Source organism: Streptomyces sp. NBC_00210, from assembly GCF_045160975.1.
Lineage (GTDB): Bacteria > Actinomycetota > Actinomycetes > Streptomycetales > Streptomycetaceae > Streptomyces.
This window is the reverse complement of sequence record NZ_CP108120.1, coordinates 162,634-186,387: the sequence shown is the minus strand read 5'-3', so window position 1 is coordinate 186,387 and position 23,754 is coordinate 162,634. Positions and strand designations below refer to the sequence as shown.

Annotated in this window: 25 protein-coding genes and 2 pseudogenes; 14 read left to right on the top strand and 13 right to left on the bottom strand. The window is 68.0% G+C overall.

Annotated elements, in window-relative coordinates:
• Positions 1-62: 62 nt before the first annotated feature.
• Entirely contained in the window at positions 63-392 is a 330-nt protein-coding gene (locus tag OG729_RS01050) for a hypothetical protein (protein ID WP_405803638.1), read from the top strand.
• A 202-nt stretch (positions 393-594) separates the two neighbouring features.
• On the opposite strand, the gene OG729_RS01045 is transcribed toward OG729_RS01050, so the two are convergent.
• Positions 595-1,206 carry a TetR/AcrR family transcriptional regulator gene (locus OG729_RS01045; protein ID WP_405803636.1) on the bottom strand — a complete coding sequence of 204 codons (612 nt, stop codon included), beginning with the start codon at positions 1,204-1,206 and terminating at the stop codon, positions 595-597.
• Positions 1,207-1,373: 167 nt separating this feature from the next.
• Here OG729_RS01045 and OG729_RS01040 point away from each other — a divergent pair, with 167 nt between their 5' ends.
• Positions 1,374-2,216 (top strand): alpha/beta fold hydrolase, encoded by an 843-nt coding sequence (locus OG729_RS01040; RefSeq protein WP_405803634.1) that lies wholly within the window; start codon positions 1,374-1,376, stop codon positions 2,214-2,216.
• 58 nt (positions 2,217-2,274) lie between these two features.
• Positions 2,275-3,180, top strand: a complete 906-nt coding sequence (locus tag OG729_RS01035) for an MBL fold metallo-hydrolase (RefSeq protein ID WP_405803633.1) — start codon at positions 2,275-2,277, stop codon at positions 3,178-3,180.
• Between the two features lie 174 nt (positions 3,181-3,354).
• Here OG729_RS01035 and OG729_RS01030 read toward each other — a convergent pair whose 3' ends face one another.
• From OG729_RS01030 to OG729_RS01020, 3 genes are all read right to left on the bottom strand, one after another.
• Complete coding sequence (locus OG729_RS01030; RefSeq protein ID WP_405803632.1) at positions 3,355-3,987, bottom strand: HD domain-containing protein; 633 nt, start codon at positions 3,985-3,987, stop codon at positions 3,355-3,357.
• 1,002 nt (positions 3,988-4,989) lie between these two features.
• Positions 4,990-5,646: an NADPH-dependent F420 reductase gene (locus OG729_RS01025; RefSeq protein WP_405803631.1), complete on the bottom strand. Its 657-nt coding sequence runs from the start codon at positions 5,644-5,646 to the stop codon at positions 4,990-4,992.
• 171 nt (positions 5,647-5,817) lie between these two features.
• On the bottom strand, positions 5,818-6,585 hold the full coding sequence (locus OG729_RS01020) for a pirin family protein (RefSeq protein WP_405803629.1): 768 nt from the start codon (positions 6,583-6,585) through the stop codon (positions 5,818-5,820).
• A 144-nt stretch (positions 6,586-6,729) separates the two neighbouring features.
• On the opposite strand from OG729_RS01020, the gene OG729_RS01015 reads away from it, so the two are divergent.
• The 7 genes from OG729_RS01015 (at position 6,730) to OG729_RS00985 (ending at position 11,151) form a co-directional block, all read left to right on the top strand.
• The gene (locus tag OG729_RS01015; RefSeq protein WP_405803627.1) at positions 6,730-7,233 is read left to right on the top strand and encodes a MarR family winged helix-turn-helix transcriptional regulator; all 504 of its coding nucleotides are present in this window, start codon (positions 6,730-6,732) and stop codon (positions 7,231-7,233) included.
• A gap of 128 nt (positions 7,234-7,361) precedes the next feature.
• Complete coding sequence (locus OG729_RS01010) at positions 7,362-7,781, top strand: nuclear transport factor 2 family protein (RefSeq protein ID WP_405803626.1); 420 nt, start codon at positions 7,362-7,364, stop codon at positions 7,779-7,781.
• Positions 7,782-7,865: 84 nt separating this feature from the next.
• Positions 7,866-8,393 carry a YceI family protein gene (locus tag OG729_RS01005; protein WP_405803624.1) on the top strand — a complete coding sequence of 176 codons (528 nt, stop codon included), beginning with the start codon at positions 7,866-7,868 and terminating at the stop codon, positions 8,391-8,393.
• A gap of 28 nt (positions 8,394-8,421) precedes the next feature.
• Entirely contained in the window at positions 8,422-8,985 is a 564-nt protein-coding gene (locus tag OG729_RS01000) for an NADPH-dependent FMN reductase (protein WP_405803623.1), read from the top strand.
• A 15-nt stretch (positions 8,986-9,000) separates the two neighbouring features.
• Complete coding sequence (locus tag OG729_RS00995; protein WP_405803622.1) at positions 9,001-9,912, top strand: oxidoreductase; 912 nt, start codon at positions 9,001-9,003, stop codon at positions 9,910-9,912.
• Positions 9,913-9,951: 39 nt separating this feature from the next.
• Complete coding sequence (locus OG729_RS00990) at positions 9,952-10,323, top strand: nuclear transport factor 2 family protein (RefSeq protein WP_405803620.1); 372 nt, start codon at positions 9,952-9,954, stop codon at positions 10,321-10,323.
• 264 nt (positions 10,324-10,587) lie between these two features.
• Positions 10,588-11,151, top strand: a complete 564-nt coding sequence (locus OG729_RS00985; RefSeq protein WP_405803619.1) for a hypothetical protein — start codon at positions 10,588-10,590, stop codon at positions 11,149-11,151.
• 174 nt (positions 11,152-11,325) lie between these two features.
• On the opposite strand, the gene OG729_RS00980 is transcribed toward OG729_RS00985, so the two are convergent.
• The 3 genes from OG729_RS00980 to OG729_RS00970 all read right to left on the bottom strand — a co-directional run bounded on the left by OG729_RS00980 (position 11,326) and on the right by OG729_RS00970 (position 13,826).
• A complete protein-coding gene (locus OG729_RS00980; protein WP_360869784.1) occupies positions 11,326-11,700 on the bottom strand; it encodes a hypothetical protein in 375 nt (124 codons plus the stop codon).
• Between the two features lie 427 nt (positions 11,701-12,127).
• Positions 12,128-12,520 (bottom strand): nuclear transport factor 2 family protein, encoded by a 393-nt coding sequence (locus OG729_RS00975; RefSeq protein ID WP_360869780.1) that lies wholly within the window; start codon positions 12,518-12,520, stop codon positions 12,128-12,130.
• Between the two features lie 85 nt (positions 12,521-12,605).
• Entirely contained in the window at positions 12,606-13,826 is a 1,221-nt protein-coding gene (locus OG729_RS00970; protein ID WP_405803618.1) for an alpha/beta hydrolase family protein, read from the bottom strand.
• Positions 13,827-13,917: 91 nt separating this feature from the next.
• Here OG729_RS00970 and OG729_RS00965 point away from each other — a divergent pair, with 91 nt between their 5' ends.
• A complete protein-coding gene (locus OG729_RS00965; RefSeq protein ID WP_405803617.1) occupies positions 13,918-14,511 on the top strand; it encodes a TetR/AcrR family transcriptional regulator in 594 nt (197 codons plus the stop codon).
• A 552-nt stretch (positions 14,512-15,063) separates the two neighbouring features.
• Here OG729_RS00965 and OG729_RS00960 read toward each other — a convergent pair.
• The gene (locus OG729_RS00960; protein WP_405803615.1) at positions 15,064-16,242 is read right to left on the bottom strand and encodes an IS4 family transposase; all 1,179 of its coding nucleotides are present in this window, start codon (positions 16,240-16,242) and stop codon (positions 15,064-15,066) included.
• Positions 16,243-16,444: 202 nt separating this feature from the next.
• On the opposite strand from OG729_RS00960, the gene OG729_RS00955 reads away from it, so the two are divergent.
• Positions 16,445-16,975, top strand: coding sequence for a GNAT family N-acetyltransferase (locus tag OG729_RS00955; protein WP_405803613.1), 531 nt, complete (start codon positions 16,445-16,447; stop codon positions 16,973-16,975).
• A 97-nt stretch (positions 16,976-17,072) separates the two neighbouring features.
• Here the strand turns inward: OG729_RS00955 and OG729_RS00950 are convergent, their stop codons facing one another.
• The 3 genes and pseudogenes from OG729_RS00950 to OG729_RS00940 all read right to left on the bottom strand — a co-directional run.
• Positions 17,073-18,182, bottom strand: a complete 1,110-nt coding sequence (locus tag OG729_RS00950) for an IS110 family transposase (protein ID WP_405803420.1) — start codon at positions 18,180-18,182, stop codon at positions 17,073-17,075.
• Positions 18,183-18,408: 226 nt separating this feature from the next.
• A pseudogene (locus OG729_RS00945) lies at positions 18,409-19,222 on the bottom strand (IS5 family transposase); the annotation flags it as partial.
• A 178-nt stretch (positions 19,223-19,400) separates the two neighbouring features.
• Positions 19,401-19,774: pseudogene (locus OG729_RS00940) on the bottom strand (transposase); the annotation flags it as partial.
• On the opposite strand from OG729_RS00940, the gene OG729_RS00935 reads away from it, so the two are divergent.
• Positions 19,743-19,922, top strand: a complete 180-nt coding sequence (locus tag OG729_RS00935) for a hypothetical protein (protein WP_405811453.1) — start codon at positions 19,743-19,745, stop codon at positions 19,920-19,922. The pseudogene OG729_RS00940 and the gene OG729_RS00935 overlap by 32 nt on opposite strands.
• Before the next feature lie 52 nt (positions 19,923-19,974).
• On the opposite strand, the gene OG729_RS00930 is transcribed toward OG729_RS00935, so the two are convergent.
• Positions 19,975-20,337 (bottom strand): DUF742 domain-containing protein, encoded by a 363-nt coding sequence (locus tag OG729_RS00930; protein WP_405803612.1) that lies wholly within the window; start codon positions 20,335-20,337, stop codon positions 19,975-19,977.
• A complete protein-coding gene (locus tag OG729_RS00925) occupies positions 20,334-22,274 on the bottom strand; it encodes a nitrate- and nitrite sensing domain-containing protein (protein ID WP_405803610.1) in 1,941 nt (646 codons plus the stop codon). Before OG729_RS00925 ends, OG729_RS00930 begins: the two co-directional genes overlap by 4 nt.
• Positions 22,275-23,156: 882 nt before the next feature.
• Here OG729_RS00925 and OG729_RS00920 point away from each other — a divergent pair.
• Complete coding sequence (locus OG729_RS00920) at positions 23,157-23,750, top strand: hypothetical protein (RefSeq protein WP_405803609.1); 594 nt, start codon at positions 23,157-23,159, stop codon at positions 23,748-23,750.
• Positions 23,751-23,754 lie beyond the last annotated feature (4 nt).

Here is a 23,754-nt window from a genome sequence, read left to right as displayed (position 1 = left end):
GGAAACCCGTGGGACATGGTCAGTGGCCATTCACTACCCTCGCCCTGAGAAAGGACGTGGGCATGGCACTGGTGAAGAAGGGGTCGCGGCGCATCACCGTCGACGGCACCACCTACCGATGGAGGCTTCGCGGAAGGCCCACCTACGACCAGGGACTGGTCTGGTCGCCCCTGACCTATGCGGTCGAACACGCCGAGACTCCCGGCACCACTCTGGTGATCACGACCAACCAGCCACACCCAAGCAACTGGTTCGGCACACAGGCCAACCCTGTCCTGCCTTCCGACGTTGCTGACAGCATTCGAACCGCTCGCGCCAACGGATGGACTCCCGAGAGCTCCGGCTCTCCATTCCATCTCGACCAGTCAGAAGGCTTCGTCTCCTCCCACTGACTCGCCCCGCGCAGAAGGACTCACCGACCGCGTGATCGGTGAGTCCTTCTGCTTTCCGCTCCCCACATTCCCCAGTTGGTTCACTCCGTGAACCAACTGGGGCGAAGAGCAGCACTGGGGAAAATTCGAGATCGGCATCACCGCTCAAGATCGGAAAGGCAGCAGCTACTTACTCTCCACTTGGACTTCGGTCTCGGAACGTTCACCCTCCGGGCGCGGTGCTCAAGGCTGCGTCCAGTAGCGTCTTGGCGGCTCGCCGGGCGTCCGTGAACACCTGTGCGTCGTTGGTGGAGGCTGCCAGCGCATTGGCGCCCTCGAAGATCACGGCGAATTGCCTGCCGAGACTCTCCGGGTCGGCTGCTCCGGCCTCTGCGGCGGTGGCCACGAGGCGATCGCGGAAAGCCTGCTTGTGTCGCTGCGCCAGGTCGGCGACTTCCGGGAGTTCTCCGGCGCCCTCGACGACGGCGTTGTGGAAAGGGCATCCGCGGATGAGCGCCGGCGAGTCCCCCTCAAACGGGGCGAAGATCGCCAACATTCGCTGAGCCGGGGTCAAGTCGCCGCGATCCAGCTCTGCTTCGGCGGCGATCGGTTTCTCAGACTCGAACCGGCGAAGATACTCCTCCACCAGCGCGTTTTTGGTCGGGAAGTGCACATAGAAGGTCCGAGGCGAAACGTGGGCAGCCTCGATGAGCGCCGCCACACCGGTGGCGTGGATACCGCGTGTGTAGAAGAGCTCCCCCGCCGCCTGCAGGATGCGCTCACGCGCGCCGCGCCCGCCGCGGGCCGCCCCGGTGGTTGATGTCGTTGCGCCCATACCCATAAGTATAGCGAACGCTTTACATCTGCTGAGGAGGGGGGTAGCGTCGACGCCAGGTAAAGCGATCGCTATACCTAGATGGCGCTCAGTGGCCCACTGCCGGCTCCTGCCCGCCCGAGCATCGATCACGGCTCCCGTGGAGCCGGCTCTGAAGGGACACTCCTATGACACAGTCCTACGCGCAGGCGCCCATCAAGACGGTGCCTGCCGCCAACGGCATCGAGTACGCGTATCGCGAGGTCGGAGAGGGCGGGGTGCCGCTGGTTCTGCTCATGCATTTCCGGGGCAACCTCGACTACTGGGATCCGGCGCTGGTCGACGCCCTGGCCCAGGACCGGCGCGTCATCGCGTTCGACAACACCGGCGTCGGCGGATCCAGCGGCACCACGCCCAGCACGGTCGCGCAGATGGCACTGGACGCCATCGCCTTCATCGACGCCCTGGACCTGGCACAGGCCGACATCCTCGGCTACTCCCTGGGCTCCTTCGTAGCCCAGGAGATCGCCCTGATCCGGCCCGCACTGGTACGGCGTCTCGTGCTCGCCTCGGCAGCGCCCCAGGGCGCGCCCGGCATGCACGGGTGGGCGAAGTGGGTCATCGACTCGGTGGGCGAGCCGGAGGTCGTTCCCGCATTGGTGCTCGACGTCTTCTACACCCACTCGTCGGAGAGCCGGTTGGCCGGCGAGAAGGCCATGGGGCGGATGTTCTCCCGGGCCGAGCTGGATGCGCCCACCACGTGGCAGACGCGCCAGGCACAGTACGACGCGGTCTCCACCTGGGGCATCCCAAGTTTCTCGCTCCTGGAGAGAGTGACCGCGATCCAGGCACCGGTGTTCGTCGCCAACGGCGACAGCGACCCGATGATCCTCCCGCGCTACTCCCACCTGCTGGCCGGGCTCATCCCCGGCTCGGAGATCAAGATCTACCCGGACGCGGCGCACGGCTTCCTCTTCCAGCACCACGAGGAGTTCGCCAGCGACGTCACACAGTTCCTCGACCGCCACTGAACAACACTGACGACCACACCAAATACCTGACCACATGCACTGATTGACGGGAGAAGTCATGTCCACCAACACCAACACCAACGTCGACATCGGCTATGACGTGTTCGTTGCGGACCCGCTGGCGATGAGCGGTCCCGCGCTGCCCAACGGACAGCCCCGCGTCTTCCAGCCCATCGCGGTCACCCTGATCCATGGACGTCAGGACGCCGTGCTCGCCGACCCGCCGCTGACCCGCCAGCAGGCGGAGAAGGTCGGGGACTGGGTCGAGGCGAGCGGGAAGCGGCTGACGCACATCGTCGCCACCCACGGGCACGGCGACCACTGGTTCACCGCCGGGATGCTCGCCGAGCGCTTCGGCGCCCAAGTGGTCACTACTGCAGGCGCCATCGCGCAGATGCACAACAACGTGTATGCCCGGGAGGTGCTGTGGGACGTGATCTGGCCGGGCCAGATCCCCCCGTCCCCCGTCACGGCCGTCACGGTGCCCGGCAACCGCCTCACCCTCGAAGGACACGACGTCAACATCGTCGAAGTGGGGCACGCAGACAGCGACGACAGCGCGGTGCTGCACGTGCCGGACCTCGATCTGGTGGTGGCCGGCGACGTGATCTACAACGGGGTGCACATGTACCTCGCTGAGTCAGCCGACGGCAACCTCGGCCCCTGGCGCAAAGCCATCGACACCGTCGCCGCGCTGCAACCGCGCCGCATCGTGGCGAGTCACCAGAACAAGAACCTCGACGACAACGCGGAGCGGCTCATCGCCGAGACCCGCCGATACCTCGACGACGCCGAGGCCGCCCTGGCCACGCACGACACCCCGGCCGAGTTCTTCCAGGCGATGCTCAAGCGCAACCCGGAACATCTCGGCCCGACCGTTTTGTGGGTCAGCTCCCGCGCCCTCTACCTCGCGCGTGAGGGCGGCGACCCGGTACAGAACCTCGTAGCAGCCTGGCGGCAGTAAGCCAATCCGAAGCCGCCACCAAGGCCCTGCTCGCACTGCTTGGTTGGCGGCCGTGGAGCTCGAATTCAACACGAAGTCACTTCCGAAGCCGATCGCGAGGCGATGCGCTTTGTCTGATGAGCATCCGCCTCGCGCCAGCCTCCGAGAACGTCGGCTCCCTAGCCGGCCGAGTGGTTACTCTCCCCAAGGAGATGAGGCGGCCGCCAACTCCATCCTTGTCACACCGTCGGTCTGACGCTCGCGCAGCAGTTCGCCGCCAATGGAGTAGCGAGGCGCCGCGGCGTCTGACCGAGCAGCTCGTTCCACGATGGCGTCGACCAACGAACGCACCATGTCGAGACGGGTGTAGGCGGCGTGGATCTCCTCCTGCCATGCAGAGGCCAGCTCCGCATTGCGCCCAAAGTCCATCCCCACACCTTCGCGAGTGAGGTAACTCAGCAGCCCTCGGCGCTCAGCAATGCCAGGGGAGGTATGCAGAGCGATGGCCTCCCAGACGCGGTCGATGTCCGCTGCGGGAATGCCATGTTCCTGCAGCAGAGCTGCCGCCAGGTCGGCACCCTCCACCTCGAAGCGGGCTTCGCCCTTCGCGAGATTGCCGGTACCCAGATCGTGCAGGAGGGTTGCGGCGAACAGCAGGTCACGATCGTATGCGGCATCTTCCAGACACCCCTCGCGCTCAGCCAGGAGCTGCGCGAAATAGAAACTCCGCACGCTGTGGTTGAAGACGGAAGTGGTTTCGGAGTCACGCACCGAGGAGACGATGGCCTCGGCCAACGGGCCAGTCGGAAGCTCAAGCGAGAAGTCCATACGTGCAGGCCAGGCGTCCCGAGTCCTTCGCAACATCTGCGCCAAGCTCGGAGTCACCGACCGCTATGCGGCCGTGCAGCGCGGCCGTGAGCTGCGTCTTCTGCCTGTCGGCAGGGCCTGAGATGCCGGACCGGGATGCGGCTGCTACTCCCTGACCGCGTCGTTCGCCGTATGGCGGGTGACGGCGCGCCCCAGGGCATGCCGAGCAGGACCACGAGGGCCAGCCCGAGAGGCAGCGGAGCCGGGCGTACGACGGCAAGCGCCAGGCAGAGGACACCCACGGCGGCGCAGGTGCGGGCAATGGGGCGAGAGAACGCGCGGTCGCCGCTCCATGCCCGCTGGCTCGCCGCCAGGACTACCTTCACGTCGACTCCGTCTGGGTTTCGTGCTGCGGGGTTACCTGGTCTGTAGCTCGGAGAGCGGTGCGGCCAGCCGGTGTTGGCTGTGAAGGTCAGCTTCAGACCGCGGCAGCGGACGCCGTGCGGTCGTGGTGGATGGGGCCTCGAGCCGCCCGAGGGGCAGGGCGGTGCCTCCGCGGCGTAGGACCTGTGCTCCCGAAGCTGCCACGAAGTGACAACGTTTGACATTCGCCGGGTCTGCGACGGACGGAAAGGGTCGGCCACCGGCGATGCCAGCGTGCATGCCGTGATTCCTTCTCATCCGTCCGCAGGATCCCGCAGTGGTGGCGGGCCGGACACGGCGGCACCCTGGAGCGCGCAATGCCCTCACCGACCCTTCAACAAGCGCACCGGGCACCGGGCACGAGGAACACTTACGACGCAGATGACTCAGCGCAGCGCGACGGGCAATCGGGTGGCCACGGTGTTTGCGCGCGCAGAACAGCGTCGAGTGGACCGCCGCCCCGGACGATGTAGAGGGCTCGCCTGACCACCCAGGACCCCGGCCCCGGCCGCGCCCATCCCCGTGGGGCGCGCCGGGTTGGGTGCTTGAGAGGATCACGCCGCCCCGGTCATGCTCTGCTCCGCTCCTTCGTGTCTGGCTTCACTGGTGGCCGGCGTCAAGCTCGGCCCGCGCCTGGTCGAGGTCGACGACTTGGCCGTTGAGCCCGAACTGGTGCAGGTCGCCTCCGGGTGCCTCGATGCGTTCGGCGTCTGCCAGGCCGCCGGCCTTCACCGGGTCGAAGCCGGCCGCGCGGATCAGCCGCTCGGCCGTGACTGCGGCGCTGCTGTCGTCGGTGGCGTAGAAGAGCGCCGCACGGCGCGGCGAGCGGTTCGCGCTTGCCGTGAGCACATCGGCGGCCAGGGTGCCGAACGCCTTCACGTAGTGGGCGTTCGCAGGCAGCAGGGCGGCGATCACCGATCCGGCCGACTGCCCTTCGGGCAGCGACCGCCGGACCTGGCCCGTGTCGTCGAACGCGATCGGGTTCGACGGGTCGATCACGACCTTGCCCTCAAGCAGCGGTCGGACCTGCGGAATCAGCTCCCTCATGGCATCCAGCCAGATGGCGAACACGACGGTGTCCGCACCCGTGATCGCGTCCTGCACGGACGCGGCGCGTGCAAGCGGCCCGAGCTCGTCGGCGAGCTCCTCCGCGCGCGACGCGCCCTTCCCCGCCAGGACGACGCTCTCGCCCCCGGTTACCAAATGCCGGGCGACGGCACTCCCGATGTTGCCGACCCCTACGATTGCGGTGGTCATCCTCAGCCTTCCCTTCCGTTGACGTTGAACCAGTTCTAGCTCCGATGTCTCAGATGTCCTGGACGTCGCCGCGCAGCGGTGCGAATACCTGATACGCCCTCACCCAGTCGACCGGTCCGCGGTGCTTGATGACCATCCGTCCTCGTCGACGATCCGCGCTCGGTCGGCCCGTCAGACGGTGGCGGTGGCGTGCATCTCCCAGATGAGAATTTCGGCCGGCTCGACGGCGGCGACGCCCTGTCCACCGGTGGCGGTGAAGCGGGTTGCGTCGCCCTGGGCGAGGACGCCCACACCTTCGAGGTCCACCGATCCGCGCGCGACGAAGAGGTGCAGGAACGGCGCCTCGGGCAGCGCGACCTGCTGCTCGGGGCGCAACCGCGCCGCGTGCAGGGCGGCGTGCCGGTTGTGGATCCGGATCGCGGTCGCGTCCCGGTGTCGCTCCATGCCCGAGGCCACGGTGAAGAGCGACCCGCCGAGCAGTTCGTCGTCGATCTCCAGCTGTTCGTAGCCGGGCGTGACGCCCGCCTCGTCGGGCGGCACCCACATCTGGACGAAGTGCACGGGGGTGGTGGGGTGTTCGCCGGTGAGCTGGTGGTTGTCGTTCTTCTCCGAGTGCAGGATGCCGGTTCCGGCGCTCATCCGCTGGGCGAGGCCGGGGTAGATCACGCCGGAGTGGCCGCCTGAGTCCTGGTGGACGAGCGAGCCATGGAGCACCCAGGTGACGATCTCCATGTCCCGGTGAGGGTGCGTCTCGAAGCCCGTGCCGGGCTGCACCAGGTCTTCGTTGTTGACCAGCAGCAGGCCGTGGTGCGTGTTGGCCGGATCCGGCCGACCGGTGCCGAGTGAGAACGAGTGCTTGGAGTCGAGCCAGGACAGTCGGCTCGTCTGCCGCTCGCCGGCCCGTCGTACCTCGACCGTGGGTGTCAGCAGTCCGGGCATCGGGTGCCTCCCTCGATTCAGAATGTTCGACATTCAACTTTGAGCGTACGTCGGCACAACATGAGCATTCAAGTTATGACGCCCGTCAAGGAGCCCCAACACTGACCCATGTCATCCGCATGGCGCGGCTGATACGCTCCCAGGGTGACCCCCCAGGACGAGGCGCCCCAGGCGCCGGTAGACGAGCATGCGGACCTGTGGCTCGCCCCCGGCGAGCTGACCTCCTGGCTGTCGGTGGTCCGCCTGATGACCCGCCTGCCGTGGGCAATCGACACGCAGCTGCAGCGCGACGCCGACCTGAGCATGGTCGAGTACATGGCCCTGGCCATGCTGTCCGAGGCCCCCGAGTGGACCCTGCGCATGAGCGTGCTCGCCGAGAACACCAGCACGTCGCTGTCGCGGCTCTCGCACATGGTCAAGCGGCTGGAGAGCCGCGGCTACGTCCGCCGCGAGCCGGACCCGGCGGACGGGCGCTTCACCAACGCCATCCTCCTGCCCGTCGGCATGAGCAAGCTCGAATCGGCCGCTCCGGCGCACGTGGCCTACGTCCGCCACCTGGTCGTGGACAACCTCTCCGGCGAGCGCCTGCGCCGCCTCGGCCAGGATGCCGAGCGCATCCTGCAGCGTATCGACTCGCCCGCGTGCTGACTTGACACGTCAAGCGACCTTATAGCTCCTTCTTGGAACTTCGATGCCATCGCAGGGCTTGCGCTCGGCATTGACTTGAATATTAAAGTGAATCCACAAAGCATCGCCATTGCGAGAGGAGAGTTGAGATGTCGCTCGACAATGAGAAGCTCATCCGCGGCACGTACCAGGTCGCCGAGGAGCAGGATGTCGCCGGCTGGGTCGCGGCGTTCACCGAGGACGGAACCTTCACCGACATGTCGATCCCGTACACCTACCGCGGTGCCGACGAGCTCGGGAAGACGGTCGAGGTCTACGCCAAGGCCTTTCCCGACATGCATCGCGAGCTCGAGCGGTTCTACGTCACCGGCGACGTCGTGATCGCGCAGCTGAGGCTGCAGGGCACCCACCTCGGCCCGCTGGAGCTGCCCGCCGGGACCGTCCCGCCCACAGGCAAGCGCATGGACGCCCCCTGCTGCGACGTGTTCGAGCTGGTCGACGGCAAGATCAAGCGCTTCGACTGCTACCCCTCCGGCACGGTCATCGCCGCCCAGCTCGGCCTCGCCTGAACAACCGACCCAGGCTTCACTTGAGCATTCAAGTTAAGAGGGCTAGACTTCGACTTGAAGGATCAAGTTATCCAGGAGGTCATCATGACCACCGCAACGCCGACGCCGGGGCGATACGCCATCGACGTCCCCCACTCCGAGATCACCTTCACCACCAAGCACATGTTCGGGCTCGGTACCGTGCGCGGCAGCTTCCGGCTGCGCGGCGGCACGGTCTGCCTCACCGAGCCCCTCACCGGCAGCCGGGTGGACGCCGTCGCCGACGCGGCCAGCTTCGACACCGGCAACAAGAACCGGGACCGCCAGGTCCTGTCCAAGGCGCTGCTGGACACCGCCAGCCACCCCGACATCGCGTTCACCTCGACCGGCGCCGAGCTGGACGAGGCCGGCGCCTGGGCCCTGCCGGGGCTGCTGACCGCGCATGGCGTCCGCGCACCTGTCACGTTCACCGTGGCGAGGGCCGAGGTCGACGGCGCCGAGATCGCCGTAGAGGCCACCGCGACCGTCGACCGCTACGCCCACGGTGTCACCAAGCTCAAGGGCATGGCCGGACGGCACCTGCGGCTGACCGCGACCGTCCGCGCCCGCCGCACCGACGGCAGCCCCGCCTAACGGCGCGGCCGCGGAAGGAGTGAACGTCATGAGCACTCTCAAGATCGCCGTGATTCTCGGCAGCACCCGCCCCGGCCGCAACGGCAAGGCAGTCGCCGACTGGATCATCGACCGCGCCGGCGCCCGGACCGCCGCCGAGTACGAACTGGTCGACCTCGCCGACTGGCCGCTGCCCTTCATGGACGAGCCGATGCCGCCGTCCATGGGCCAGTACCAGGGCGAGCACACCAAAGCCTGGACCGCCAAGGTCGCCCAGTTCGACGGCTACGTCTTCGTCACCCCGGAGTACAACCACTCCATCCCCGGCGTGCTGAAGAACGCAATCGACTTCGCCTACGCCGAGTGGAACAACAAGGCCGCCGCCTTCGTCTCCTACGGCACCGTCGGCGGCATCCGCGCCGCCGAGCACCTGCGCACCATCGCCAGCGCGATCCAACTCGCCCATGTCAACCAGCAGCTGGCCTTCTCACTGTTCACCGACTTCGAGAACCTCTCGCTCTTCAAGCCCGCCGAGCACCACGACGCCGCGGTCACCAAGCTCTTCGCCGAGCTCGAGGCCTGGTCCACGGCGATGAAGTCGCTGCGCGACTGAGCGGCTGGAGACACCATGCCCGAGCAGCAGAACCCTCCCCTCGCGTCCGCAGGCACGTACGCACTCGGCTCCTGGCAGGTGCGCCGGATCGGATACGGCGCGATGCAACTGGCCGGCGACAACGTCTTCGGCCCGCCCCGCGACCGCGACGAGGCACTGCGCGTGCTGCGCGCCGCGGTCGCCGGCGGCGTCAACCACATCGACACCGCCCAGTACTACGGCCCCGGCGTCGTCAACGAACTGATCCGCGAGGCGCTGCACCCCTACCCGGATGACCTGGCCATCGTCAGCAAGGTCGCCGCCCGGCGCGACGAGAACGGCGCCGTCCTGCCCTACGACGAACCGCACCAGCTGCGCGAGGGCATCGAGGAGAACCTCGCCACGCTCGGCGTCGACCGCCTGGCCGCGGTGAACCTCCGCATCGTCGACGGAACGACCGCGCCGGGCAAGCGCTTCGACGCCCAGCTGGCGGAGCTCGCCCGGGCCCGCGACCAGGGCCTGATCGACGGCATCGGCCTCAGCAACATCTCGCGGGAACACCTGCTGCGAGCCACCGAGCAGACGCAGATCTCTTGCGTCCAGAACCTGTTCAACCTCGCGGACCAGCGCTCCCTCGACGTACTCCAGGAGTGCACGAGCAGAGGGATCGCGTTCGTCCCCTTCTGCCCCCTCGGATGGCCGCGCGGCATTCAGAACAGGATCCTCACCAGCCCCGTCCTCGCCGACCTCGGCAAGCGGCTGCCGGCCACCCCGGCGCAGCTCGCCCTCGCCTGGCTGCTCGACCTCGCACCCAACATCCTGCTCATCCCGGGCACCCGCACCCGCACGCACCTGGCCGAGAACCTCACCGTCGCGTCGGTGCGGCTCGACGAGACGTCGCGCAATGAGCTGGCCCGGGAGTTCCCGCCCCCGAACCGCCCTGCCTGACCGCCGCCCCCAGCCACGTCACGACCCGGAGAACCACCCATGAGCAACACCGTCGCCGACCTGATGCGCCGCAACCTCCTCGACGTCTTCAACGAACCCGACCCCGAACGCCGCGCAGCGGCCATCGCGGAGACCTACGCCGAGGACGTCGTCTGGCACGAGCCCGACCGCATCGTCCGCGGGCGCGATGCTCTCGCGCACCGCGCCGCGGAGCTGCGGGAGCAGACCCCGGACTGGGTCTTTTACCCGGATGGCCCCGTCTCGGTCAACGACGACCTCGGCCACCTCGACTTCCGGTACGGCCCTTCGGGCCAACCGCCCGTCGTGAGCGGAATGGACATCGCCCACTGCAAGAACGGCGTCATCGTCGAGCTCTACACCCTCGTCACTGAGGTCCCCCAACCATCCTGACCGCCCGGCCGGTTCTGCGCGTCCGCGCGGGAGGAGCCGGCGCGCTCTGCGGCGACCGTCCACCACGTGGGTGCGAACGCTGGGATCGCGATGGCGAGGCACATATGCGAAGGCTCCGTCCGTGACGAGAGATCAGACTGGAGGACTCCGAACAAATCAGCCACCATCCCGGCGGTGCTCTCGGGCGCCATCACGCTCAGCTGATGGGCATCGGGGGCCAGATACGGGGTGAGGTCGAAGAACGCGTAGCAGCCCTGTTCGGCCGTGGCGAGCACCACGAGCTGCCTGGCGAGCTCGGCGTCCGGTGGGAAGGACAGCCGGAGCCGTTCGTCGATCTCCTCGCGCTACTCGGCCAGGGCGCCGAGCGTGCAGGCGACCGGGGTGTCCCGCCACGCGTCCACGTGTCGTCAGACCGCCGACGCCCGACTCGAAGGTCAAGCTTCGATCACCGCCCGAACCGCCCGAACCTGTACAGGGACGGTTGGCCACGTCGCATCCGCGTGCGAGTTCGCCTACCTGGGCCTCCAAGATTCAGCGAACCCGCGCACTTCCGCCTTCGATCTCCTGGAACAGGCGGGTGCCGAGATGCTCAGCTGGCCCTTTGCGGAGCGGCGCGCGGCGCTTGAGTCGCTGTTCCAGGAGCATGAGCTGCAGTCCCCGTGGGCACTCACTTCCTCCACGACCGACCACAAGCAGGCCGAGCTGTGGCTGCAGGAATGGGCGGACGTCGGGGTGGAAGGAGTCGTGGCCAAGGGCGCTGCCCAGCCCTACCTTCTGGGCCGCCCCGGCTGGTCTGTTAATTGCACTGCACCTTCTCTGGCTCGTTGAGCAAGACGGCCCCAAGTCTCAAGGATAGGTATGCAAGATCTCCACCGCGAACCTGCTCGAGGAACGGGCAACCGTGCCGTGTCGGCTCCGTCGTCGAGCTGAAGACGAGGTACCCCGGATACGCCGTCCTCGATGCGAGTGACAGGTCAACCACCAGCGAGCATCACTACGCGCTCATGCCTGCGAGAGGATCTCCGCCCGCAGACGTTCGTACTCGGCACCAGCGGACGGCTCGTCATCGAAGTAGTCGTCCCAGAAGCCTGGGCGCTGCCATTCCTTCGGTGCCAACGTCAGCTGGCCGCTTCCCAACTCTGCGACCCAGCAGTCGGGCATCCGGCTGCTGACAACGGTGAACATTGCCGCATCCCACAAGCCAGGAGTGTCCCGCTCTGCCGTGACGTTGAGGCGCTCAGGGATCCGCAGCAGCACACTGCGCACAGTGGTGATGACTTCGAGGACGGGGTACTCCACGCCGATCCGGATCCCCGGGTGATCATTGACTACCTCACCACTCGTCGGGCTGATGATCTGAACACAACGGACGATCATGTGCGCAGCCTACGCTCGCTCACACATCACCCGCCGCGTCGCCTTGCAAAGTGCAGAGAAGGCGCAAGATCCGCGCCCGGAACAGTGCCGAGGCCATCATCGGAGCCGTTACGAATGACCGACTCAGACCCGCGCCTGGAAGGTAGGACAAGCTCAGTGTTCGGGCGACGACACGCGGCACCAGGCGGTCACGGCGCAGATACGGCGACGCACTTGGCCGCCCGGCCGCTGGCGGCCGGGCGTGCCGGGGCACGTTCAGCAGCTGGCGGACCGACGGGGTCTGATGATGTTCCGGACTCGGCTGCGGATCCCGCCTGGATGAAGTCCATCGCGTATGCGGGATCCGCAGCCGGGGACCTGGCGGGCTCGCTCGCCGGATGGTGCTGATCCGCTGCCGAGGCGTGTGCCGTCTTCGTGGCGTGGTCTCTCAGCGGGCGCTGCCGATGTTGCGGTCGGCGTCGGAGCCCTTGAGCATGAGGGTGGTCTCCTCGATCCGGTTGAAGCGGCCGTCGGGGGCGAGGTCGGCGAAGACGTAGACCTCCATGGTGACGGTGGTGCCGTCGGTCTTGGTGATGTGGCAGGTGTGCCGGTCGGCGTACTTGTCGTTGTCGTACAGCTCTTCGTGGACCTCGACCTTGCCGTCGGCGACGATGCCGCGCAGGTGGTTGATGTGGTCGAGGAACTCGGTGCGGTTGGCCCACTCGCCGTCCGTGCGCTGCCGGTAGTCGGGGGTGAAGTGGCGGTCGGCGGCTTCCTCCAGGGTGATGTCGTGGTTGAAGAGCAGGTCGTTGAGGGCGGCTTCGATACCGGTGCGGTTCATCTGGATTCCCTGGGAGTGTGAGGCGGTCCGGGAGGGCCGGTCGGGTGGGGCTGTGATCGGGGTTTGCCGGTGATGTCCGGCTTCTTCAGCGGGTGGTGGTGAGGGTGTCGTCGAGCCAGTCGTAGATCCGGGCCAGGGACAGGCGCATGGCGCCGGGGTGGCAGTGGGCGCCGGCGCCTTCCTCGGCGGTGAACACCATGAGGGTCTTGGGGCAGGTCAGGTGGTTGTAGAGCTGCTCGGGCTGGCCCTTGAAGAACTCGTCCTCGGCGGCGTCGCAGACGAGGGTGGGGCACTGGATCTGTTCGGCGATGCCGTCTTGGAGGGTGTAGTCGAGGTAGGAGGCGCTGAAGGCCCGGGGGGTGTCCACGCCCATGACGTACATGCCGTGGCTGATCGCCCAGCGGGCGGTGGCGTCCTGGGCCAGGATCTGCTCGAAGCGGGCGTCGAGTTCGGGGGCGGAGTCCGCGCGCAGGAGCCGTTCGGCCTCGTCGCGGTCACCGGGGATGTTGCGGACGGATATCTGGCCGAGGTCGTAGACGCCGTCGACAGCTATCAGTGCGGCCAGGCGGTGTTCGAAGGCCGCCGCCCGGGGGGCGAGCACGCCACCCATGCTGGAACCGAGCAGCGCGATACGGCTGTTGTCGACCTCGGGGAGGGCTTCGGCGAAGTCGACGACGGGGGTGATGACGTTCTCCCAGTCGGGGCGGAAGACCAGCCCCTCGCGGTGGCGCGGTCCGGGCTGTCCGGGGCCGTCGAAGGTCAGCACGGTGTAGCCGCGCTCCACGGCCGCCAGCGCGCCGCTGAAGTGGAGTTCCTCGGCGGTGCCGTCAAAGCCGCTGTGCATGATCAGGGTCGGCCGGGGTGTGCCGGTGGTGTCGGCCCGGTAGAGGTAGCCGGGCAGCGTGGTGTCCTCGTACGGGATGCGGACCGGTTCGATGCGCGGGGTGTAGAGCGCCGCCGCTGCCTGGAAGCAGGCCACGCTGCGGTCGTAGGCGTGGTCGTGGCGCGGGTCGCAGGGGTGACCGTGCAGGAAGAACTCGGCCGACCGGTAGTAGTTCGAGGCCCGCAGGAACCCGTCCCGGGCGCTGACCGTGTGACCGGCGTCCAGAGCCTTCTGAGCCTCGTCGGCCACCCGGTCGGCCGTCGCGAGCCACTCGGTGTGCCAGCAGTCGTAGTCACCCTCGACGATGCGCTCGCTCGTGGAGACGACCTCGCCGAAATCGGCACCGCCGTAGGCGATGTGGCTCATCGAGCGCAGGGTCTCGTACCAGAACTGGGGGTTGTTGGGGAACAGCAGCTGCTTCATCGCACTCTCCTTAAGCACAGATTTGTGCGTACGGCGGAACTGTAGACCCGGCGAGCGCCGCGAAGCAAATATTTGTGCTTACGATGTGGGGGTGACCTCGAAACAGCCGACTCCACGCATCCGTAAGAGCTCCGAGCAGGTCCGCTCGGCCGTCCATCAGGCGGTCATCGACCTGCTGTCCGACCCGGAAGGAGCCGACCTCAGCATCCCCGCGATCGCACAACGCGCCGGCGTCAACCACACCAGCATCTACCGGCGCTGGGGCAGCCGTGAGGCGCTCCTGGCCGACGTGGTCGTCACCCGGCTCGAACGCGACTGGCCGCTGGCGGACACCGGCACCCTGCGCGGCGACCTCATCGCATGGGCGGAAGCGGGGGTTGCGAGCATCCGTAAGCCCGAAGGCCGGCTCCTCGTGCGGGCCGTCGCCCTGTCGATGCCGGGCAGCGCCCAGGCGCAGGGGGAGCGCGCGCAACACTTCGAACGCCGGATCCACGCCATCGAACGCATCCGTGAGCGGGCCGCGGCCCGCGGCGAGAACCCCCCGCCCCTCGAACAGATCCTCGACCAGCTCATCGCACCGCTCTACCTACGAGCGATCTTCGGCATCGAACCACCGGCCACCGGCTACCCGGAACTCCTCGTGGACAGACTGCTCAGCAACGCGGGCGGGTCGGGAACGGCCTGAGCGAGCGCACCTGAACCCCTGACCCAGGCGCTCATGCCAGAGAGTGTCTCGTCGGAGAGCCTCCCTCCAAACATCGCCGCGATGATGACGATGGGGAGGCCCAGCACAATCGAACCGGCAATGCAGCCCAGCCAGACAGCCTCCAAGAGCGCGGTCACGAACAGCGCCACCGGCAGCATGAGGACAGTGACCAGGAGTTTGACGACCATCTCGATGTTCCCCCGAACAGCTCTTTTCCGGCCGTATACCAGGGAAGCAGCGTAGAGCCGGCGAGCGCGGCGGGTCTTGGTCGCGTCAAGCCTTACGCCTTCTGACGCCTGCGCGCCTAGGGCCAATGCCGTTGCTTTACGGATCTGCTGGTTGGGGTCTGGTGATCAGGACGGCTCGTGTGCCGGTGCGGGTGGGCTGGGGCCAGCCATGGTGTTGAGGTCGTTTGAGCCGGTAGTTGGACATCTTGCGTTTCACGACGCGGGGCTGGCTGCGTAGCCTCTGTTGGGCAGGAGTCGTTCCAGGAGGTCCTGTTCGAGTATCACCAGGGCTCTGACCAGGAGGTCAGGGGGAAAAGCTGCCGGGCGTGACGGTCACGCTGCGGCGGGCGGAGCGCAGGGTTTCGGTGAAGGAGACCCGGTCGGGGTCCAGGCCACGGGTGGCGGCCGTTCTCAGCATGAGCTCGCGCAGGGCGTGGTGGACCAGCAGGTGTGCCCAGATCTGCTGGCGGACGCCGTCGGGCGTTTTGCTGCTGAGGACAACGCGTGCGCCGCGCTGATGAGTCTTGATCTCGGCGAAAACGGACTCGATCTCCCAGCGTTCGCGGTAGAGCGCGGCCAGTTGCCGGGCCGGATACCGTCGGGCGTCCAGCAGGGTGGTGACCAGGCGGTATCCGCCGGCTGCATCCTCGCCGAGCTGGTCCTTGAGCCGGTAGGCCAGGACCCGGACCACGATGGGCTCGTTCCGGGCAGGGTCGCTGCTTGCGCGGATCTGTGACAGCCACGACCCGTCACAGAACTGCCTGGTGACGGGCAGGACGCGGTTGGCGGGCACCCGCCAGAGCAGGTCGGCGCCGGTGGCGGTGAATGCCTGCCACAACGGGACACCGAGGAACTCCCGGTCGGCCAGGACGAGTTGGCCCGGGCCGAGCGACCGCGGCAGACGGGCCACCAGGGTGACTTCCCCGGTGCGGCAGCCGGCCAGTTCCGCGTCCAGCACCGCATGGCTGCCCAGCTCCACCAGGGCAGCCATCCGCACCTGCGGAAACGCACTCCGGCCCGTCCCGCGGCCGCTGCCCGGACGATCGAAGGCAGCCTCGTTGGCCGCGGTGTCCGCGACGTCCCAGCAGGTCCCGTCCACCGCCAGCAGCCGCAGGCCCCGCCAGAACGCCCCGGGCGTCGCCTCGGTGGCCATCGGCTTGGCCGTCGTGGCGAACAGCACCCGCAAGGGCTCCGAGCCCAGCCGCTGCCGGGCCCGGAACAGCGAGGACTTCGCCGGCACATGCCAGGCACCGAGCAGTCCCTGGCTTCGCAGACCCTCCACCAGGTGCCGCATCACTTCCAGATACGGAGCCGGAGAGAACAACGCGAGCCCCAGCACGAAATACACCACCAGCCGGGCGGGAAGCAGTCGCTTGCGTTGTTCCGCGCAGCCGCAAGCGGCCACCACCCGATCCACCAACCCCGGCGGATACACCCAGGTCAACAACCCAAGACCCGATAACTCAGAGACACTCGCAGCCACCCGAACCACCCCCGGGACCCACTGCCAAGCAGCCTACGCCCGCAACCTAAAACAACGGCATTGGCCTTAGGGCCTGTTGTGAAAGTAGATCTTGGTTGTGGATGATCACGCGTCATGCGGGTGTGATGCGCGAGCAGTCGTGGGCCCGGAGCAGCGCAAAATGCCTGATCACAGGGGACGAACGAGTGTTATCGTCGCCCGCATGCCTGAACTGATCACACCCACAGGTCGGCTCCAGTCCTCATGGCTCGCGGCGCGTGACGAGTGGTCTCCAGGTGCCCATCAGGACGGGACCGGCTTGCGTCTCGCACCTGAAGCCGGCCTCGACAGCCCCGAGGTTTTCGCGGCGTGGGTTGAGCAACTGCAGCAGCAGTCGGACAGGTCAGTTGCCGTGGGAGATGAGCGCGTCCACGCCACCCACTGGTGGATCGTCGAGGGCGACAGCTATCTGGGAGCCATCGATCTGCGGCACTATCTGAACGCCTTTCTGCTCGATGTCGGCGGGCACATCGGCTATAGCATCCGGCCCTCCGCCCGGAGACGCGGCTTGGCCACGTGGGCCCTCGGGGCGGTTCTATTCGAGGCCCGTGCGTTGGGTCTGGGGCGGGTCCTCGTCACCTGCGACGACGACAATGTCGGATCGGCGCGCAGCATCGAGCGCAACGGTGGCGTCTTGGAGGATGTCCGCACCACCGACGCGGGCATCAAGCGCCGCTACTGGATCACTCTGTAGGCAGTGGTGCAGCCGTGCTGGTTACAGCCACTCGTTGATGGCCGGGACCAGCACGGTCGCTTCGTGGCGGACCGCGAGTTTGATGCCCCTATGGATGTCAAGCAGCGACGCTGGCAGGTCCTGTCTGGTCAGCCGGAGTGTTCGCTGGGACGAGAAGTCGGTAGATCTCTCGTGCGACGTAGCGTTTGAGGCAGCGGATGATCTCGCGGCGTGTCTTGCCCTCGGTCAGACGTCGTTGCAGGTAGTCGCGGGTGCGGCCGTCCCAGCGTAGACGGCTGAGGACGAGCCGGTAGAGGGCGGCGTTCGCTTGGCGGTCGCCGCCACGGTTCAGCCTGCGGCGCTGTGTCTTACCGGAGGAAGCCTCGACTGGGCTGGTGCCGCATAAGGCTGCGAAGGACGCCTCGCTGACGAGTCGCTCGGGGTTGTCGCCAGCCGAGATGAGCAGGGCAGCGGCGCTGTCCGGGCCGACGCCACGGACTTCCAGCAGGCCCGGCGTGCTGACTTCGACTGCCTCGGCTATTCGCGTGTTGAGATCGTCGATCTCCTCGGTCAGGTGCCGAATGCGGCGAGCCAGCAGCCTCAAGGTGTGGCGGGCGGCCCCGGCCGGCCCTCTCGCGTGCTGGGGGTCGAGGTCTGCGCATTGCTTGAACAGGTGCGGATTGCTCAGTCCCGCCAGCGACTCGCGGAGGGCGGCGTCAGCTGAGACCAGGACGCTCTTGAGCTGGTTGATCGCCTGGGTCCTGGACTTGATCGCGGACCCCTTCGCCAGCTTGAACAGTCGGAGCATCTCGACTGGACCGTCGCCGGTCTTCGCCGCGGCGGTGGCGCGTCCGGTCAGCACGGCGCGGGCTGCGGCCTCGGCGTCGATGGCGTCGGTCTTGCCGTGGCGGCGTCGGGCGGCCTTGTCGGGCTGGTTGACCTCGGTTACCACGATGCCCTCGGCGCGCAGGTGACGGGTCAGGGCGGCTCCGTATGAGCCGGTGCATTCAACGCCGGCCCGCCGCAAGGCACCGAATGACCTTGCCCAGTCGAGGAGTTGCCGATAGCCATCGGCGGTCGCGGGGAAGCTGCGACCGTCCAGTGCGGCGCCGAGCACGGTGATGACGGCTGCGGCGTGGACGTCCTTGTGCGTGTCCACGCCGAGCAGGATGTCCTCGGCGTCCGCCGCGACGTGACATGGGGCGGTGGACTGCGTGATGCTAGTCAAGGTCGCCTATCTCCTGATCGCCTCGGGAACCGGTGGCCGTCGCCGGGCCGGGGGCGGTCAAGACTGTGACGGTGCCTGTCGCGAAGGCCCCTATCGGGACACGTCCCCTGCCCGGCGGCAGCGAGTACCGCCCCGAGCAGTGGCCGACAGATCAAACTCAAGGCACCAGGGCCAGTCGTATCGCGAGTCAGGCCACCGCCCGGAGCGGCACCCCAACATCCTCACAGTCATATCTGGTGGCCACGGCCCGGAAGTTCTTGAGCCGGTTGATGGTCCGTTCGACTTCGTTGCGGCGCTTGTACTGCTCCTTGTCGAAGCCAACGGGCCGGCCGCCCTTGCTGCCGCGGCGTTTGCGGTTGCTCTGCTGGTTCTTCGGCTCGGGGATCGTGTGCTTGATCTGGCGTCGTCGCAGGTAGCCGCGGTTGCGGCCGGAGCTGTACGCCTTGTCGCCGCTCAGGTGGTCCGGGCGGGTGCGGGGGCGTCCGCCGCCTGGGCGCGGGACGCGGATACGTTCAAGGACCGGGATCAGCTGAGGGGAGTCGCCCCATTGGCCCGGCGTGACCAACAGGGCCAACGGTCTGCGTCCGCCTTCGGCAGCGAGGTGGATCTTGCAGGACAGGCCGCCCCGGGACCGTCCGAGCCCCTCGTCGGGGCGGTGCTGCCAGGGCGTTGATCTTTTTTGGGACACGCGGCGCCTTCTTGCGGGCCCCGGCGGCGTGCTGGTAAGCACGGCACGAGGTCGAGTCCACGCTCACCATGCTCCAGTCGATCCGGCTTTCGGTATCGGCATCGGATTGGACGGCCCGCAGGATCTGGTCCCGCGTGCCGTCCGCTGACCAGCGTCTGTGTCGCTCGTCGACGGTCTTCCACGACCCGAAACGGGCGGGCAGGTCCCGCCATGGGACACGGGTCCTCTCGCGAAAGACGATGCCGTTGATCACCTTGCGGTGACTGGTCCACCGGCCGCCGCGCTGCCCGGACTTGGGTAGATGCGGTGCAAGCCGGGCCCACTCGTCATTGGTCAGATCACCCCGCCCCACGCCGAGCACAACGAGCCGACGATCAGACAGTCACAAGATCCGCCGGACAGAACCTAAGGACGCACTGCCTCAGGTGCTTCCTCTGGGTTTGCGGGACCGTCTCGACCACATCGTGGTCTCCCTGAGCGTCACGGCCCGCCGCCTTGAGGCCATCCCCGGCCTCGACGCGGCCACCCGTCAGCCCTTCGCTGTCGTGGACGTTGGCGGCGGAGACACCGACGAGAAGGGGCAGTCCGTTCGCGTCCGACAGGATGTGCATCTTGGAACCCGGCTTGCCTCGGTCCACGGGGCTCGGACCTGTGTGTTCGCCCCCTTTTTAGCGCGTACGTGGGCGGAGTCGAGGACGACGCGGGAGACATCGATGAGGCCTGCGTCGTCGAGTTGGTGCAGGACCGCTTCGTGCAGCCGGCCCCAGACGTCGGCCCGCGACCAGATCAGGAACCGGCGGTGGGCCTTCGACTTCGATATGCCGAAGCACGGAGGCAGAGCTCGCCAGGCGCAGCCGCTGACCAGCACGTAGATGATTGCCGCGAACAGCGTCTCATCAGGCGTGGAGCCCGACCGCGACGGCGACGCCTCCTGCCCGCTGCACGAGGCCGCCGCCCTGATCACCGACAACGCCGGGCAGCGCCTGCTCTGGGCTGCCCGCGCTGGCCTTCTCACCGGGCAGGCATGCTGTACGTGCATGGTGCCCTGGTAGTACGTTCGCGACCGGGCGAGACCATTCGAGCCGGGCGAGAACCCGCCTGCCGTCACAACCGCAGCAGGCCATCCCTGATCCGCTCCAGCAGGGCGACGGAGGGCCTGTCGTCGTGCCCGTACAGGTGACTGTGCACGCGGACGTAGGAATCCATCGACAGATCGGCGACCAGCACCCGGGCCACCCCGACCGGCACCGGAAGCAGAGCGGCGATCTCGGCTATCGATCGTGGGTACTGGCACAGTTCCACGATCGCTTGGCGCTCGAAGTCCAAGGGCGCGGTCATCGCCGCGGGCGCCGCCGACACCAGTGTCTCCAGCCGCAGTTGATTGCTCACCGGGCGAGTCCGGCCGCGCGTCACGATGAACGGCCGGACCACTTCCCCGGTCTCGAATGCATCTTCGGCCGGGTTCATCGTGCCGCGGCCAGATCGGCCTGCCAGGACAGCAGCCGGCCGGGCAGGAGGACGGAGGCGGTCACCCCGGCCACCGGCGAGGGCGCCAGCCACACTTGGGCGCCGAGCCCGACGGCCAGCCGGCCGACGACATAGTGGCCGAGCAGCTGGGTTCGTCCCACCAGGAAGCTCTCCTGTCCGGACAAGCGACGGTTCGCCGTGGCGAGCTCCGGTTCGGAGAGCCCACCGCCGTGGTCCACGACGGCGATCAGATAGTCCGCCCCGTGCCCCTGGGCGTAGAGCTCCACATCGGTCTCGGGGGATGAAGCGGCCAGGGCGTTCTCTATCAGCTCCGCTAGGAGGTGCGACACTTCGGACACGGCGCCGCCGTCGAGCAGCGCACGGTCGGTGTGGCGCAGCAGCACCCGCCGGTAGTCGTCCACCTCGCCGAGGGCGGACCGCAGCACATCGCCCATCGGCACCGGATCCGCCCAGCGGCGCGGGCTGCGTTCCCCGGCCAGAACCAGCAGGCTCTCGGCGTTGCGTCGCATCCTGGTGGCCAGGTGGTCCAGCTCGAAGAGGTTGGCGAGAATCCCCGGGTCGTTCTCTGCGCGTTCCAGTGCACTGAGGAAGCCCAGTTGACGGCCCACCAGCTCCTGGTTACGGCGCCCGAGGCTGGCTAGAGACTCTGTACTGTTGCGCTGCACCACAGCCTGATCGACGGCGAGCTGCAGCGCGGTGTCCGCGACCCGGTCCAGCGCGCTGGCCACGTTGGCGATTTCGTCGCCGCGCGCGGCCAGCGCGGAGCCGGCGAAGCCCTCGGCGAGCTCGGCCGGGTCTGCCTGGCTCTGTGCCTCCCGCACCCGCGCCACGGCCTCCGGCAGGGTGAGGTCGGCGAGCCGGTGGGCCTCCTCGGTGAGCGCGTGCAGCGGCCGCAGGATGGATCGAGTCGCCGCCAAGGCCAGCCCCGCCGCCCCGGCGATCGCCAGCAGGGCCAGGACCGCCTCCAGGAGGAGCTGCCGCAGTGCGTCCGAGCGCAACTGCTCTGCGCGAGCGCTGCTGTCGTCGGCGACACGGATCTGCACCTGGTGCAAGCCGTCCACCAACGCGGTGGCGGGCTGCCACCAGTCGGCCGGAGTGACCGGCAGCTTTTTGGCATCGTGCGCAGTCAGTACCTGTTGCTCCATGCGGGCGACCGCGACTGCGGACTGGCTGCGCAGCGCGGCGTTCAGCGCGTGAGTCTGCGCCGCTGTCGCGGTACGTGGGACCTCGGCAAGGGCGTTGCCCTTGGTGCCCAGCAGCGTGATGAAGGTCCGGTAGTCGCGATCGTTGAAGGACCCGGCAGCGAGGATCCCGTTGAGTGTGCCGCGTTCCAGCGCGGCCGCTTCAGCCCCGTCGCCGAGCTTGCGCAATGTGGCGAGGTTGTCCATGAGTTGGCGGTCTACCAGCTCCGTACCGCCGTGAAAGGCCGCGTCGGTGAGCGCGGTGATGGCGTGGGTGTAAAAGGCGAGTGCCTCGGCACGACTGACGCTCCCGCTGTCGGCCTCGCCGCGTACGGTGGCCAGGCTGTCCAACTGGGCCAGAGCGTCACGTGCGGCGCCGACGCCGGGCGAGTTCCCGGCGAGCTGCCGGTCGAGCGCGGTACGCGCCTGGTCCGAGGCCTTGCGCTGGGTATCCACCCGGCTGCGGAGACTTTGGTCACCGCCGAGCAGCCCCGCAGTCAGCCCGCGCTCCCGCTGCAGTTGGTGGACCAACTCCTGGGCACCGAGGACCAGGACGACCTGGTCGCGGGTGCGCCCGGCTTCCCCGTAGCGGGAGGACTGCGTAATGGTTCCCACGGTGGCGACCACCACGAGGGCGCACGTAGGCAGCGCCAACAGCAGTGGCAGTCGGCCGCGGATGGTGCGTGGTAGTGCCCGCGCCATGAAGGCGGACAGGCGTGTTGGCTTGTTGGGCACGGTTTCGGGTGTTCCCCCCTGGCACATGGCCGGACACAGGTGGTCGCGGGAATCGACGCGATATGCGGCCCCACCGAGCCTAGGGAACGGGGATTTCCCCGGTGTTCCGGCCCACTCATACGGCCCGGAACTGCCGTGGGAGACATAGGAAATTGGCCAGTCGACGTCCGGTAGCGTACCCGTAACGTAGAGTGGTGCGCGCTTCAGCGGTCCACTGCGGGGGTGAGGTTGATCCCCGGGGGTGGACACCGGGTTTCACGCGACGAGTGACAGCGTACGTGACGTGATCAATTGCTGTTCGTACTCGGCTGGCGCGAGGTAGCCGGGGGCGGAGTGGCGGCGGCGCCGGGTTGTAGTACGACAGCCACCTGAACAGCTCCAGCCGTGTCTGCGCCTTCGAGGTCCAGCGCCTGCTGCCGAAGGGCCGCGTTTCTCCTTGACCAGCCTCGCTGCCAGCAGCGAATAGACCGCGGACAAGGGGGCGCTGTCCACGATGGCGGCCAGCTCGCGCGTGAGGGGCACGCAGCGGCCAGCGGCCCCTCGGCCGCCCCTGCTGCCTCGGGCGCGAGCCCCGGCCTACACGGGGCTGGTAGAGACCGCCTGAGCACGAGGAGAGACACGCGATGGTGACCGAGCAAAGGCTGGCGGGCAGCTGCTCGACGCGCCCGGACTGTGCCGAGCACCAGCGAGCCGTGCCCGCGCCGCCGGGAGAACGGCAGGCCGGGCAGGCCATCGGGTGCTCCTTCGGTCGGCGCTCGCGAACCCACTGCCGTACCCACTTCCGTGCCCGACCCTGGGCAGCCCTGCATCTTCCCTGGTCGAACCGCCGTTCGGGGCGTCTGCCGATCCGATACAACCCTCTTCTTCCCTCCTGTGTTGTCAGTGGGGGAGGAGATCATCGGGTTTCCGGGAGGGCCGGATGCCCTCCCAGCCCCGGCGGGCCAGCTGCGTCCGACCGGGCCGGGCGCGGAGGACGGGGAGGCGCTCTTGATGGTCGGGAAGAGGGAGACGAACCCGGGCGGGTCGTCGAACCCGTTGCGCGCGGACGTGCTGCGCATGCTGGGCGTGCTGAAGGTCGCGACGGCGGATCAGATCCAGCGCCCGGCGCTGCTACACCTGACCTACTGGCACACCGACAAGCCGACCGAGGCCGCACCCCGCAGCTGTCACTGCCGGGCCCGCCAGATCCTTGTCCGGTCGATCAGGCCGGATCAACGAGCGGCGTCTGACACGGTCAACTGGCAAGGCGGCCGGAAGGCCGGGTGTCCGCTCGCCGCCGCTCTCGGGCGTGCCGGAGACGAGCCGCGCACTGAGGCGGTCCGCGCCGCCGCGCTGCCGCCTTGGCAAGGCTCCGGGGCTGTGAAACGCTCGCTATATGGCATATCTGTCCCGCTGCGTCTGCACATCGATCTCGAACGGGTGAGCCCGGCTGCCTGTCGGGAGTCCCCCAGGATCCAGGCTCCCGTTCGGGAGTAAGGAA

What these genes read in the sequence shown, in the direction of transcription:
- OG729_RS01050 (WP_405803638.1), top strand. Translation starts at nt 63, where the DNA reads ATGGCACTGGTGAAGAAGGGGTCGCGGCGCATCACCGTCGACGGCACC.
- OG729_RS01045 (WP_405803636.1), bottom strand. Translation starts at nt 1,206, where the DNA reads ATGGGCGCAACGACATCAACCACCGGGGCGGCCCGCGGCGGGCGCGGC.
- OG729_RS01040 (WP_405803634.1), top strand. Translation starts at nt 1,374, where the DNA reads ATGACACAGTCCTACGCGCAGGCGCCCATCAAGACGGTGCCTGCCGCC.
- OG729_RS01035 (WP_405803633.1), top strand. Translation starts at nt 2,275, where the DNA reads ATGTCCACCAACACCAACACCAACGTCGACATCGGCTATGACGTGTTC.
- OG729_RS01030 (WP_405803632.1), bottom strand. Translation starts at nt 3,987, where the DNA reads ATGGACTTCTCGCTTGAGCTTCCGACTGGCCCGTTGGCCGAGGCCATC.
- OG729_RS01025 (WP_405803631.1), bottom strand. Translation starts at nt 5,646, where the DNA reads ATGACCACCGCAATCGTAGGGGTCGGCAACATCGGGAGTGCCGTCGCC.
- OG729_RS01020 (WP_405803629.1), bottom strand. Translation starts at nt 6,585, where the DNA reads ATGCCCGGACTGCTGACACCCACGGTCGAGGTACGACGGGCCGGCGAG.
- OG729_RS01010 (WP_405803626.1), top strand. Translation starts at nt 7,362, where the DNA reads ATGTCGCTCGACAATGAGAAGCTCATCCGCGGCACGTACCAGGTCGCC.
- OG729_RS01005 (WP_405803624.1), top strand. Translation starts at nt 7,866, where the DNA reads ATGACCACCGCAACGCCGACGCCGGGGCGATACGCCATCGACGTCCCC.
- OG729_RS01000 (WP_405803623.1), top strand. Translation starts at nt 8,422, where the DNA reads ATGAGCACTCTCAAGATCGCCGTGATTCTCGGCAGCACCCGCCCCGGC.
- OG729_RS00995 (WP_405803622.1), top strand. Translation starts at nt 9,001, where the DNA reads ATGCCCGAGCAGCAGAACCCTCCCCTCGCGTCCGCAGGCACGTACGCA.
- OG729_RS00990 (WP_405803620.1), top strand. Translation starts at nt 9,952, where the DNA reads ATGAGCAACACCGTCGCCGACCTGATGCGCCGCAACCTCCTCGACGTC.
- OG729_RS00980 (WP_360869784.1), bottom strand. Translation starts at nt 11,700, where the DNA reads ATGATCGTCCGTTGTGTTCAGATCATCAGCCCGACGAGTGGTGAGGTA.
- OG729_RS00975 (WP_360869780.1), bottom strand. Translation starts at nt 12,520, where the DNA reads ATGAACCGCACCGGTATCGAAGCCGCCCTCAACGACCTGCTCTTCAAC.
- OG729_RS00970 (WP_405803618.1), bottom strand. Translation starts at nt 13,826, where the DNA reads ATGAAGCAGCTGCTGTTCCCCAACAACCCCCAGTTCTGGTACGAGACC.
- OG729_RS00955 (WP_405803613.1), top strand. Translation starts at nt 16,445, where the DNA reads ATGCCTGAACTGATCACACCCACAGGTCGGCTCCAGTCCTCATGGCTC.
- OG729_RS00935 (WP_405811453.1), top strand. Translation starts at nt 19,743, where the DNA reads ATGATTGCCGCGAACAGCGTCTCATCAGGCGTGGAGCCCGACCGCGAC.
- OG729_RS00930 (WP_405803612.1), bottom strand. Translation starts at nt 20,337, where the DNA reads ATGAACCCGGCCGAAGATGCATTCGAGACCGGGGAAGTGGTCCGGCCG.